Origin of the sequence: Flavobacterium sp. CYK-55, assembly GCF_018413465.1 — a bacterium.
GTDB lineage: Bacteria > Bacteroidota > Bacteroidia > Flavobacteriales > Flavobacteriaceae > Flavobacterium.
Map to the genome: position 1 here is coordinate 69,032 of NZ_JAHCDK010000001.1, position 12,912 is coordinate 81,943.

Here is a 12,912-nt window from a genome sequence, read left to right on the forward strand (position 1 = left end):
CGTTACGGGGATGCCGCTGCCATCGGGGCTAGTTTGAAAACACCTCTTTTTAAGCGCGTTCAATAATCACTGCATAGCCTTGTCCTACGCCTATACACATGGTAATCAAGGCATATTGTTTTCCGGTTTGCTGCAATTCTAATGCGGCAGAATAGGCAATTCGCGCACCCGTTACCCCTAGTGGGTGACCGATTGCAATAGCCCCTCCATTGGGGTTGATGCGTGGATCGTTATCGGCTAATCCCAAAGCACGGATGCACGCAATACTTTGTGCGGCAAAGGCTTCGTTCAACTCAATCACATCCATTTGTTCTAATGTTAAACCCGCTTTCGCTAAGGCTTGCTTACTTGCTTCTACGGGTCCGATACCCATAATACGGGGCTCGACTCCCACTACAGCCGAACTCACAATCCGAGCTAAGGGTTTTAATCCGTATTCCGCAACGGCTTCGCTCGAAGCGACAATCAAGGCTGCCGCACCATCATTCAATCCCGAAGCATTTCCGGCGGTTACGCTACCGTCTTTGCGAAAGGCAGGACGGAGTTTGGCCAATCCTTCCAGAGACGAACTGGGTTTGATGAACTCATCCTTAGCAAACACGATGGGATCGCCCTTGCGTTGGGGAATCGTTACAGGAGCAATTTCTTGCGCCAAGCGACCGCTTTGTTGGGCTGCGGTGGCTTTCTGCTGACTATGTAAGGCGAAGGCATCTTGGTCTTCGCGCGAAATTTGATACAAATCCACTAAGTTCTCAGCGGTTTCTCCCATGGCATCAGTGCCGTACATTTCGTGCATTTTGGGATTGACAAATCGCCATCCGAAGCTGGAATCATACATTTTGCTGTCGGTGCCATAGGCCGCTGAAGGCTTGGACACGACTAAGGGTCCGCGAGTCATGTTTTCGACACCACCGGCAATAAACACTTTTCCGTCTCCGGCTTGGATGGCACGATGCGCGTGAATGACTGCTGAGAGTCCGGAGCTACACAAACGGTTGACGGTTTCTCCCGGAACGGTATACGGCAAGCCCGCCAACAATAACGCCATACGCGCTACGTTGCGGTTGTCTTCACCGGCTTGGTTGGCACAGCCTAAAATCACATCGGCATAAGCGTCTGTGGGGATTTGTGCATTGCGCTGCACCAGGGCTTTAATCACGTGTGCCGCCAGATCGTCGGGGCGCACTGCTGCGAGTGTTCCTTGGTAATTTCCGATGGGCGTTCGAAGGCCGTCGATGATGTAGGATTCCATATACATTTATTTGATTTCAGATTGTAGATTTCAGATGGATGATTTGAATGCTACAAACTTATTTTTAAACTTTATTTTCTTTAACACTAAAGCCCTAGCCCTGATTAAGCCGATATCCTCGTAGCAAAGCGGAGAGATAAAGGCGAAAGCAGGAAATAGCTTCTAATCATGCGTCCATTCGCGGTCACTGCGAAACACAGTTCCTTTGAACAGCGCAACGGTTTGATCGGCTTTTTTGATGTGCACCGAATAAAACCCGAATTTGTTTTTGAGTGCTTCTTCACGCGCTACCGCGGTTATAATATCGCCGGCTTGAAGCGTCTCAATGTGGTTGATGGACGTATCAACACTGACCGATTGACGTCCGTGGGAATTAGCGGCAAAGGCCAGCGCACTATCGGCCAAAGCATAGGTAATTCCGCCATGAGCAATGTTGAATCCGTTGAGCATTTCGGCGCGTACGGTCATCGAAAGTGTACAGGTTCCATGATCTATGTGCACGAGTTCAATGCCGAGCCATTGGCTGAAAGCATCGTTGCTGAGCATTTTATGTACAATTTCGTTTGGGCTCATGTTTTAAAATGTGAAAACCTAACCGGAAAAATTTCGCGATTAGGTGTGATAAAATTTTTGTTTGTTTTGGTTCATTCTGCGCAAAATCGGGCTGCACCTGTAGCGGTCTTCATGGTATTCATCATACAAGGCATCGAGCTTTTGCACGCACCAATCAATACCCAATTCATCGGCCCACGCCAGTATGCCTTTCGGGTAATTGACGCCTTTGGTCATGGCGTTATCAATATCTTGGGCCGAGGCAATGTTAAGGAATAAAGCATCGGCCGCCTCGTTGATGAGCATGACTAAAACGCGCTCGAATATATTTTTGGCCAGCGCTTGATCTGTCTTGGACTGGGGCATTTCTTGGCTGTAATCGTAAAATCCGCGGCCTGATTTTCTGCCTAGGAATCCGGCTTCGAGCAATCGTTTTTGGCTGAACGAAGGTTTGTATCTGGGATCAAAATAAAAAGCGGAAAAAACGGTTTCGGTAACAATGTAATTCACGTCGTGCCCGATAAAATCCATGAGCTCAAAGGGGCCCATGCGGAAATTCCCTTGCGCTTTCATCGCGGCATCAATCGTGGCAAAATCGGCTACGCCTTCTTCATACAAACGAATGGCTTCGCTGTAAAAAGGTCGCGCCACGCGGTTGACAATAAAGCCCGGTGTGTCTTTGGCTACGGCTACGGTTTTCTTCCAACTTGAAATGATTTCAACCGCTTTCTGTAAAGTAGCTTCGCTGGTTTGCACCGCGGGAACAACTTCCACAAGTTGCATGAGCGGCGCTGGATTGAAAAAGTGAATTCCGATGACGCGCTCAGATTTTTGGCAGGAAGCCGCAATCGAAGCAATTGATAAAGACGAAGTGTTGGAAGCCAATATAGTTTGCGCTGAAACGATGCTTTCGAGTTCTGAAAACAGCTTTCGTTTGACTTCTAGATTTTCAACGATGGCTTCGATGACCAAATCGGCATCAAACAATTCCTCAAGCGCGCTCACATAGGCAATCGAACCTGAAATCCGGCTTTTCTCGCCCACGTCGATTTTTCCTTTTTCAACCAATGTCGTTAAGGTTTTTTCTAGTGCCGATTGGCTTCGGGACAACGCCTCCTGATTGGTGTCATATATCTTAACTGAACAACCGGCTGTGGCCGCAACTTGCGCTATTCCGCTTCCCATGGTGCCTGAACCTATGACTGCTACTTTCATTTTGTAATTTTAGGATTTTAGGACAATCGGATTCTGAAACTTAACTTTTAAATCCTACAGTCTTATAGTCTTACAATCAATTAATTCCCCTTAAATTCTGGGGTTCTTTTCTCCATAAACGCATTTACGCCTTCTTGATAATCATGAGATGAGCTCGCGTCGATTTGCAAATCAGATTCCATAGCCAGCTGTTCTTGCAAGTTGTGAATCATGGATTTATTTAACAATTTTTTGGTCAAGGCTAAGGCATGCGTAGGCATTTGCGACAAGGTTGCAGCCAATTTCTGAACTTCTTCTTCAAAGAAAGCCACCGGATAAAATTTGTATATCATCCCAATTTCAAAGGCTTCTTGAGCACCAACTTTATCGCCGAGCATCATCAGTGCTGAGGCTTTTTGAAAACCAATCAAACGCGGCAAAAAGAAAGTTCCGGCACTGTCAGGCACCAAACCAATTTTACTAAAAGCTTGAATAAATGAGGCCGACTCAGCAGCCACCACAATATCACAAGCCAAAGCGATGTTGGCTCCGGCTCCGGCTGCTACACCATTCACGGCAGCAACAATCGGTTTGTCAATACTGCGAATGCGTTCAATGATTGGGTTGTAATGTTCTTCGAGAATTTTTCTGAAACCCGGCATGAGTTCAGGCGTGGTGACTTCTTTGAGATCTTGACCTGCGCAGAAAGCTTTTCCGGCTCCGGTAATGATAATCACGCGCACCGAAGCATCGGCGGCGCATTGATCTAATTTATTTTGCATTGAAAGCGCCATTTCGCGGTTGAAGCTATTGAAGACTTCAGGGCGATTGAGGGTTAACCATGCAATGCTGTTCTCGATTTTAAGTTCGATAGAGTTGCTCATACCTATTTTATTTAAAAACCTACAAGGTTTCAAAAACCTCGCAGGTTGATTTTATTTTAAACATTTAAAATAATCAAAAGGCTCCAGACATTCTTGGCATTGAAATAAGGCCTTACAAGCCGTTGAACCAAACTGACTCACCAACTGCGTGTTTTGTGAACCGCACTGAGGGCATTCGACTATTTTTTTATTTCCGAGCAAAGCTTCTTTGTCTGCTTCGGGTTGTAAAGGCGCTGCGATGCCGTATTTCTCGAGCGCTTCTCTTCCGCGGCTGGTGATCCAATCTGTGGTCCAAGCCGGTGAAAGCACCAGTTGAACACGCGCTTCGATTCCTTGGTCGCGAAAGGCTTTTTTGATGTCATCGCCCATTACATCCATGGCCGGACAGCCGCTGTAGGTGGGCGTTATTTTTATTTCGGCTACATTTCCGTTGCGCAAGGCTGATCGAACTACGCCCATATCCATGAGTGATAAAACCGGAATTTCCGGATCAGAGACACTTTGAAGTATCTCGATAAATTCAGGCTCTATTTGGATATCGGTTGTAGTCATCTTACCAAGTCATGTTCGGAAAAGTGCGCTGCATATATTGCAAATCAGTGAGAATATAACCCATGTGCTCGCTGTGACGACCCATTTTTCCGCCTTTTTGGAAAAATTCCAATACAGGTGTTTTTAGCGTTGCTTCAGAAAGTACTTGGCTGACATTTTTGTGATAGGCCGATTTAAAAGCTGAAACATCCACGCCGATTCCTTGTGAAACCATCGCTGCATCCGCCTCAGTCATTTGAAAAAGCTCATCGGTAAATTGCCAAAGATAATCCATGGCTTCTTGGATGCGCTGGTGGCTTTCGTCGGTTCCATCGCCTAAACGTTTGATCCAATCAGATGAAAAACGAACGTGATAGCTGACTTCTTTGATGCTCTTTTGGGCAATGGCTGCTAGATTTTCGTCTTTGCTGAATTGCAATTGCTCGAGCAACAACAAATGAAAATGATCAAACAAAAACTGACGTGCCATGACATAAGCAAAATCAATATTGGGCTGCTCGACGAGTAAAACGTTTTTGTATTCGCGTTCTAAACGCAAAAAAGCAACCGTATCCTCAGTCGCTTCTCCGCCTTGTAATTTCGCTACATACTGATAATAACTGCGGGTTTGCCCGAGTAAATCAAGCGCGATGTTGGTTCCGGCAATGTCGGTTTCAAGCGTTGGGCCATGACCGCACAATTCGCCCAAACGCTGACCTAAAATAAGCGCGTTATCGGCAATTCCGAATATATATTGAATGAGTGATTCGTTCATTTTACATGTGTTTTAGTTCTTCGGGCAATTCGTAAAACGTTGGGTGACGGTAGGCTTTATCCTTGGCCGGCTCAAACATTTCACCATTGTGCTCCGGATTCGAAGCGGTAATATATTTAGATTCAACCACCCAAATGCTCACGCCTTCCATGCGACGCGTATACACATCGCGGGCATTCTCAAGCGCCATAGTAGCGTCTGATGCGTGCAGCGAGCCGCAATGACGGTGCTCTAATCCGTTTTTACTTCTGATAAATACTTCCCAAAGTGGCCAATTTTTCATAATCGTTATGTTGTCCGTTATACTGCTTTTTCTAATTTTAATTCTTGCTTTTCGGCATAAGCCATCGCGGCATCTCGCACCCAAGTGCCTTTTTCCCAAGCGGTGCGACGAGCATCTAAACGTTGCTTGTTACAAGGTCCGTGGCCTTTGACTACTTGCCAGAATTCATTCCAGTCGAGCTCACCAAAATCATAGTGTTTGCGCGCTTCGTTCCATTTTAAATTCGGATCAGGAATGGTCAATCCCAAAATATTGGCTTGCGGAACGGTTTGATCCACAAACTGCTGACGGAGTTCGTCATTGGTTTTTCGTTTGAGCTTCCATTTGACTGATTGTTCGGTGTTGGGCGAATCGGCATCTTTCGGGCCGAACATCATCAGCGATGGCCACCACCAACGATTCATAGCATCTTGCGCCATGGCTTTTTGCTCTGGAGTACCGTTGCAAAGTGTGAGCAAGATTTCATAACCTTGACGCTGATGAAAACTCTCTTCTTTGCAGATGCGAATCATCGCGCGTGAATAAGGCCCATAGGATGTGCCCATTAAAGCCACTTGATTGATGATCGCCGCACCGTCAACGAGCCAACCCACCGCGCCCATATCGGCCCAAGTAATGGCTGGATAGTTAAAAATGCTCGAATATTTGGCGGCTCCGCTGTGGAGTTGCTCATACATTTCTTCACGCGAAATACCCAAGGTTTCGGCGGCACTGTACAAATACAAACCGTGTCCGCCTTCGTCTTGAATTTTGGCCAACAAGGCTACTTTGCGACGTAAAGATGGCGCGCGGGTAATCCAGTTGGCTTCGGGCAACATCCCGACAATTTCAGAATGGGCGTGTTGCGAAATTTGGCGAATATGCGTTTGGCGATACTTCTCGGGCATCCAATCTTTGGGCTCGATTTTCTGGTCATTGGCAATGCGCTGTTCAAATATTTCTTCTAAACTTTTGATTTCTTTCTCAGACATAATCTTCAGTTTTTAGGGTTGGATGTTGGATTAAATACCAAAGTCGACGACTACTTTTTTAGAAGTCGGTACGGCTTGGCAACTTAGGATATAATTTTTGGCAATTTCGTCTTCTTCGAGTGAATAGTTGAGTTTCATCTCTACGCTACCGTCAACCACTTTGCAACGGCAAGTACTGCAAACACCGCCTTTACAAGCAAAAGGCAAATCAGCTCCGGCGGCCAGAGCACCATCGAGAATGTTGTCAAAATCTTCGCCCATAACAAAGTGGAATTCTTTGCCGCCGTCAATAATCGTGACTTCAGTACCGTCGACTTTTTTATCGACAATTTTGCTGATGCGCTGCTTGTCTTCTTCTGACAAACCGGTATTGAACAATTCGTAATGGATTTTTTCTTTGGGCAAACCGGCTTTGGTGAGCTCGTCGCGCAATAAGTGAATCATTTCTTCAGGCCCGCAGATAAAACAATCATCAGTATTAGGAACGTCAATGATTTTATCGGTGAGCACTTGAATTTTTTCAGCGGTAAAACGACCGTTGTAGAGCTCGATGCTACGGTGTTCTTGCGTGAGGAAATAGAAAATCTCAAATCGACCGAAGTAGCGGTTTTTGAGTTGTTCGATTTCTTCTTTGAAGATGATGGATTTTACCGTTCTGTTGAGATAAAACAACTTAAAAGTGCTGTTCGGCTCGGCGGCCAAATGCGCTTTGATGATGGATAAAACAGGGGTGATTCCGCTACCGGCAGCAAAAGCAATATAGTTCTTGACCGAAGCCGGATTGAGTTCTGTATGAAAGGTTCCGTGTGGTGGCATCACCTCAAGCATATCGCCTTTTTTGAGCGCATCGTTGACAAAACTTGAAAAAACGCCCTCGGTGATTTTCTTGACCGCCACTTGCCATTTGTTTTCAGCCGGACTGGTACACAGCGAATACGAACGGCGCACATCTTGGCCGTTGATCATAGAACGCAGCGTTAAATGCTGTCCTTGCTTGAACTGAAATTCATTGTGAAGTTCTGCCGGAACCTCAAAAGTAACCACCGAACAATCTTTGGTGGTTTTGTATATATCGGCAATTTTAAGACTGTGAAATTTGGCCATGCATGAATTATTTACAAGACTAACAACTGTTAGTTTACTATGCAAATTTAAACATTATTTCTGAAATGTTACGATAACGTTTGAAAATTTGTAACTGACTGTTAATTAACCACTTTTGCCCTAGCCCTGATTGCAGCGGCTATCCTTTTTGCTTGATGGAATTTGATGGATTGACTTTGGTTGGCAAGCAAAAAGATAATAGCGAAAAGCAGGTTCCCGGCTTCAAAAAAAACAAAACTAGCTAACGATTCCTTGCAAAAGCACTTCGGTCATGGCGGTTTTAAGCACCGATTCGTTGGGACTTTTCTTTTTTCCGTACCACAAATAGAGCGTTCTGAGCGTGGATAGTGTGGAGAAAATCACGACCTCAACATTGAGGTTTTTAAGCTCGCCTTGCGCCATGCCTTGCTTGATGATGGTTCTGAAATGTTCTTCGTATTCTTCGCGCATCGTGACAAAATAAGCCAGTTTTTCTGCTTCAAGATGCATCCAATCGTTGTTGAGACAAGCCAGCGCATCGGGGTTTCGGACGGTAATATCGATGTGGAGTTGAATGACTTTTTTGAGTTTTTCAATGGTGGATTCATCTGAAGAAACTATCTGCAAAATGGTGCTCGTGAACTCTTCGGCAATTTCAATGATGATCAAAACCAGAATTTCTTGTTTGGATTTGATGTGGTTGTATAAACTCGCCGCTTTGATGTTCATGGCCTGAGCGATATCGCGCATGGTCACGGCGCTGTAGCCTTTTTCTTTGAAGAGTTGGGCGGCTACGGTAATGATTTCGGTTTTGCGGTCAAGAGGTTTCATCGGTTTCAAATATAGAATTATTTACCGTTGCATTAAATAAAAAACCACGCCTTTGCAGACGTGGTTCAAAACAAAATTAGGAAACTAAAAAATTATTGCTTCACAATTTTGTAGGTTTTGATTTGGTTTTGGATGTGTATACGCACCAAATAAGTTCCGGTGGCATACGAACTGAAATCTAAACTATGTTCACGGGCTTGTACAAATTCATTCAAAATGACTTGACCGAGCATATTGTGCACTTCGATTTTATCGATGTTCTGAGTGTATGAAACTTGAAGTTTCTCAACAACCGGATTCGGCCATAGTTGCAATGCTTCGGCGTCAAAGGTTTCATTGCCCAAACAATTGCCCAACACTACGCTTACCGGTAGCCTACTTGGGCTTTCACACGATGTAACCGTTTGCGAAGCGTAATAGGTATTTCCGGATACTAGCGGTGTACTGTTGTTGATGAGATTCCCGCCTGAGGCTGCATCATACCATTGAATGTTTGATCCTGTAACAACAAGCATCCCAACCGTTTCACCGGCACAGAAACTCTGCGATGAACTTCCGAGTGGAGCAGCGGTCGGCAAAATAGAAGCTGTGACCGGAGTTCGAGCAGATACGCAATTTCCGTTATCAGTTTGAACATAATAAATAGTTGTAGTCGAGAGTATTGGGGTTGTAAAACTAGCGCCTGTTCCGAGTAAAGTTCCTCCGGCAGGCACGTCAAACCATTGAATAACGCCCGAATCAGTCGTTGCGCCTAAAGTGAGCGAACCTTCGTTGCAACGACTGGCCGGAACAACCGAAGTAATGGTCGGAACCGGATTGTTCATATACACTACCGCAACTCTTGGCGAAATACAGCCATTGCTGACAGCTTCAACATAAAACGTTTGTGAAGCCCCGCTAACCGGAATGCTGTTTCCGGAAGCAAAAGCAGTTCCGCCACTGGCAACGCTATACCAATAAATGGTTCCTGCGCTGGCGTTGGCTGATAGGGTTCCGCCTTGATTTCCGCAAGTAACAGCACCGGTGGTTGAAGTAATGGTCGGAATGGCATTGACCGTAGCCAAAACCGGAACTCTTACCGATGTACATCCGGCATTGACGGCCTCAACATAAAAAGTAGTATTGGTTGAAATAGACGGCGTGCTAAAACTGTTGCCGGTTCCTAAAACACTTCCGCCGCTGGCTGAATTATACCAATTCAAATTGCCCACATTGGCTGTGGCCGATAGGATAACTGTTCCGGATCCGCAAACGCTGGATGGCGTGGTTGAAGTGATACTTGGCGTAGCATTGACCGTTGCCAAAACCGCTACTCTAGGCGAAGTACAAGTTCCGTCGGTACTTTCAACATAATAACTCGTTGAATTGCTGATGGATGGCGTAATGAAACTGTTGCCGCTGCCGAGTAAAGTTCCGCCGGTAGCCGTGCTGTACCAGTTTAAAGTTCCGTTGGAGGCTGATGCTTGAAGCGTCACGCTACCTGCATCGCATCGGCCGGCCGGCGTGGTTGATGTGATACTCGGCACTGAATTGACCGTAACGGTTACCGCAGTTCTGGCAGAGGTACATCCGTTGTTAGAAGCCTCAACATAATAAGTGGTTGTGCCTGTTACACTCGGACTGAAACTCGCTCCGGTAAACAAGACCGTTCCACCTGTGACGGCTGCATACCAATTCAGCGTTCCAGCGCTGGCGACAGCTTGAATCGTTGCTGAACCCGCTCCGCAACGCGTGGCCGGTGTGGTTGAAGTGATACTCGGAACGGTATTGATGGTTGCTACCACCGGAATTCTCGTTGAAGTACAGCTTTCGGCCGAGGTTGTTTCAGCATAATAAGTTGTAGTGCTGCTGATGCTGGGCGTGGTGAATGTGCTTCCGGTGCTGAGCAAGTTTCCGCCCGAGGCAGCATCATACCAACGCACGGTTCCTGTGCTTGGATTGGCGCTCAAAGTCAAAGTTCCTGCTCCGCATCGACTGGCCGGTGTTCCGGTAAGCGTTGGAATCGTGTTAATCGTGGCCAAAACAGCCGTTCTAGACGAAGCAATACAACCGTTAAACGCTTCTGCATAATAAGTGGTGTTGACACTGATGCTTGGCGTGGTAAAAGTGGCTCCGGTTCCGAGCAGTGTTCCTCCGCTGGCTTGATTGTACCAACGCACAATTCCGCCACTGGTCGCTCCAATAGTTACTGAGCCGGAACCACATCGGGAGCCCGGTGTTGTGGCCGTAATGGTTGCTGCCGCACCTACTGTGATGTAAGCCGTTTTGGTTTCGGTATCGCTACCATCAAAATTGAGGGCTTTGAGTGTTACGGCATAAGTTCCGGCTGTGGCATAACGCACGATCGGATTTTGGCTGTTGATTGTTGAAGGTGCTACTACCGTTCCGCCGGTAAAGGTCCATTCCCAAGCAACGGCTGCTGTTGACAAATCAGAGAACTGAACATCGGTGTTCACACAAACCGTGGTAGGTGTCGCCGTAAAATCTGCTACTGGCAAAACAATCGCACAATTTCGGTTTTGATCCATCGCGGATCCGTTGCCTTCGCCTCCAAAATATGCGTAAAATTGGGGTGGAATCGGGCAGGTTTGGTTCATGAGTGTATGAACACTTTGACCGTCGCCGCTTCCGCCGGTATAGGCAAATGCGCCCGGCGGCAATCCGCAGGATGTATTGCTGATGGTGTGTACTGAAGCTCCGTCGCCCAAGCCGCCCAAGTAAGCAAAGCCTCCGGGTGGTGTGCTACATGTAGCGTTGACTTTGGTATGCACACTGCTGCCGTCACCACTTCCGCCAAAATAGGCATAAAAATGGGCCGGATTTGCACAGACAGAACTCGTGAGTTCATTGAGCGAAGTTCCGTTGGCTGATCCGCCGGTATATTGGGCGTAAATCGGAAAATGAGCCAGCAGGAATACCATCAACACTTGATAAAAGTATTTGGTTGATCTCATCTGATTAGATTTTAATGAATAATTTTTTGAAAGGCAATTGCACCCTTGAGTACAATTAAAAAATCTAATTAGATGTTATCGCACACCTCTACCTCCAAGACCGTACGAACGATTGACACTTGAGTTGATAATGCTATATCTGTCTGAAGTACAGATGTATGGAGCAACGTTATAATAAGAGCCACCTCTATAACCTACACCACTTGATGACGAATTAGCTGTTGGCCATGTGGCTTGATTAGCAAAACCTGTTGCGTCTAATGTTCCATCTCCTAAAGTTCCTGTAAAAGTTGTACCCGATAAATAATAGGTACCAATAACTGTTTCCCAAACATTTCCAGACATATCCATAACCCCATAATAACCGGCTCCTGATGACAGTCTGCCCGAAGTTCCTGTGGCCATGGCCCCCACTCTAATAGGTCCGTAAGCTGAACTTGCACTATTTAAACCATAAGCACACATACCATTATTAACAGCAATACTTGGCACTTCATTAGATTGAAAAGCATTGTTCAAAGCATTGCTGTACACGGCGGTTACTTGTGTACTCCCCCATGCATATTCTCCGGACACCCTCGGCTGTGGACCACGGCATACTTTTTCAAATTCAAGTTCTGTCATCGGACGAAGTGCCGCCCAATCTAAATATGCGGCCAAGTCAAACCAACCTATCGTATTCATGGCAACATCTTGCCCGTCATTAGGACTGTTTGGAGTTCCCGGAGTAGCATCTGAACCAAAAACAGCCGGAATAGCGCCATTGCTTCCCGGTGTAACAATAGATAATCCGCAGCGATATTGCAACGAAGCTCCACTATACATAGCATAACTTCCTGCAGGACTAATCGGATCAGTCACTACTCTGTTTTTTTGTTGATCAAAAGTCAATGAGTTTAAAAAGTCAGCATATTGTTCTACCGAAACTTCATATTTCATGCAATAAAATGAATTGTAACCCATCGGGAAAGTAGCCGGAACAGGATTGGTATATGAAGCGCTTAGTGTTGCTGCGGTTAATCCGGTAGTCTGCGCAGAACTATTGATGGTGACGTTGTTGTAGGTGTATGAACCCGCACCGTCACCTACCTGAAAATCACCTTGCGGAATATTGACCATCTCAATACCATAAACTTTAAAGTTGTAAGTTCCGGCCGGTAAATTCATGCTCAAAGTAACTGCTGTTGCTGCAATATTTCCTCCACCAACTGCACTGCGACGAATAAAAACACCTTTGCTATCAGTAACTGTTTCTATTTGCAACGGAGATCCAGCAGTGTGCCCTGAAGCATTTAAGTTGACATGATTCCACAGTTTGGTGTTGCAATCTTGATATTTGACAAATACCCAAACTGCATCCCAATTGGCAGGAGCCGCACTGGCATACCAACTGTTTTCCCAGCTGATGTTAAAGGTAATGTTTGAACCCGAAACCGAAGTGCCGGCAATCTGAACATTGTTGGCCTTTGCAGCGGTTCCGATTAAAACGGTCAAGCCCAAAATCCATTGAAAGAATAATTTTTTAGTTTTCATACGTTTTGTTTTTTAATGTTATCAAACAAAAGTAGAAGGGCTATTTTTCGTAGAAAATACGTTAATCTT

The 12,912-nt window shown here is 45.9% G+C and carries 12 protein-coding genes; all 12 read right to left on the bottom strand.

From position 1 onward, the window contains the following. Window positions 1-49: 49 nt before the first annotated feature. The 12 genes from pcaF to KIH23_RS00335 all read right to left on the bottom strand — a co-directional run bounded on the left by pcaF (window position 50) and on the right by KIH23_RS00335 (window position 12,843). On the bottom strand, window positions 50-1,252 hold the full coding sequence (pcaF, locus tag KIH23_RS00280) for a 3-oxoadipyl-CoA thiolase (RefSeq protein ID WP_213210641.1): 1,203 nt from the start codon (window positions 1,250-1,252) through the stop codon (window positions 50-52). Between the two features lie 162 nt (window positions 1,253-1,414). Continuing rightward, window positions 1,415-1,825: a PaaI family thioesterase gene (locus KIH23_RS00285; protein ID WP_213210642.1), complete on the bottom strand. Its 411-nt coding sequence runs from the start codon at window positions 1,823-1,825 to the stop codon at window positions 1,415-1,417. 39 nt (window positions 1,826-1,864) lie between these two features. Then, entirely contained in the window at window positions 1,865-3,019 is a 1,155-nt protein-coding gene (locus tag KIH23_RS00290) for a 3-hydroxyacyl-CoA dehydrogenase NAD-binding domain-containing protein (protein ID WP_213210643.1), read from the bottom strand. 80 nt (window positions 3,020-3,099) lie between these two features. Continuing rightward, window positions 3,100-3,882, bottom strand: coding sequence for an enoyl-CoA hydratase-related protein (locus KIH23_RS00295; protein ID WP_213210644.1), 783 nt, complete (start codon window positions 3,880-3,882; stop codon window positions 3,100-3,102). A 51-nt stretch (window positions 3,883-3,933) separates the two neighbouring features. Beyond that, a complete protein-coding gene (gene paaD, locus KIH23_RS00300) occupies window positions 3,934-4,434 on the bottom strand; it encodes a 1,2-phenylacetyl-CoA epoxidase subunit PaaD (RefSeq protein ID WP_213210645.1) in 501 nt (166 codons plus the stop codon). Between the two features lies 1 nt (window position 4,435). Further along, window positions 4,436-5,188, bottom strand: a complete 753-nt coding sequence (gene paaC / locus KIH23_RS00305; RefSeq protein ID WP_213210646.1) for a 1,2-phenylacetyl-CoA epoxidase subunit PaaC — start codon at window positions 5,186-5,188, stop codon at window positions 4,436-4,438. A gap of 1 nt (window position 5,189) precedes the next feature. Next, window positions 5,190-5,474, bottom strand: a complete 285-nt coding sequence (paaB, locus tag KIH23_RS00310; protein ID WP_317197017.1) for a 1,2-phenylacetyl-CoA epoxidase subunit PaaB — start codon at window positions 5,472-5,474, stop codon at window positions 5,190-5,192. A 14-nt stretch (window positions 5,475-5,488) separates the two neighbouring features. Beyond that, on the bottom strand, window positions 5,489-6,442 hold the full coding sequence (gene paaA / locus KIH23_RS00315; RefSeq protein WP_213210648.1) for a 1,2-phenylacetyl-CoA epoxidase subunit PaaA: 954 nt from the start codon (window positions 6,440-6,442) through the stop codon (window positions 5,489-5,491). A 30-nt stretch (window positions 6,443-6,472) separates the two neighbouring features. Continuing rightward, window positions 6,473-7,546 carry a 1,2-phenylacetyl-CoA epoxidase subunit PaaE gene (gene paaE, locus KIH23_RS00320; protein WP_213210649.1) on the bottom strand — a complete coding sequence of 358 codons (1,074 nt, stop codon included), beginning with the start codon at window positions 7,544-7,546 and terminating at the stop codon, window positions 6,473-6,475. 237 nt (window positions 7,547-7,783) lie between these two features. Next, the gene (locus KIH23_RS00325) at window positions 7,784-8,356 is read right to left on the bottom strand and encodes a TetR/AcrR family transcriptional regulator (protein WP_213210650.1); all 573 of its coding nucleotides are present in this window, start codon (window positions 8,354-8,356) and stop codon (window positions 7,784-7,786) included. A gap of 92 nt (window positions 8,357-8,448) precedes the next feature. Further along, window positions 8,449-11,310, bottom strand: a complete 2,862-nt coding sequence (locus KIH23_RS00330; RefSeq protein ID WP_213210651.1) for a T9SS type A sorting domain-containing protein — start codon at window positions 11,308-11,310, stop codon at window positions 8,449-8,451. 75 nt (window positions 11,311-11,385) lie between these two features. Continuing rightward, window positions 11,386-12,843 carry a formylglycine-generating enzyme family protein gene (locus tag KIH23_RS00335; protein ID WP_213210652.1) on the bottom strand — a complete coding sequence of 486 codons (1,458 nt, stop codon included), beginning with the start codon at window positions 12,841-12,843 and terminating at the stop codon, window positions 11,386-11,388. Between the last annotated feature and the right edge of the window lie 69 nt (window positions 12,844-12,912).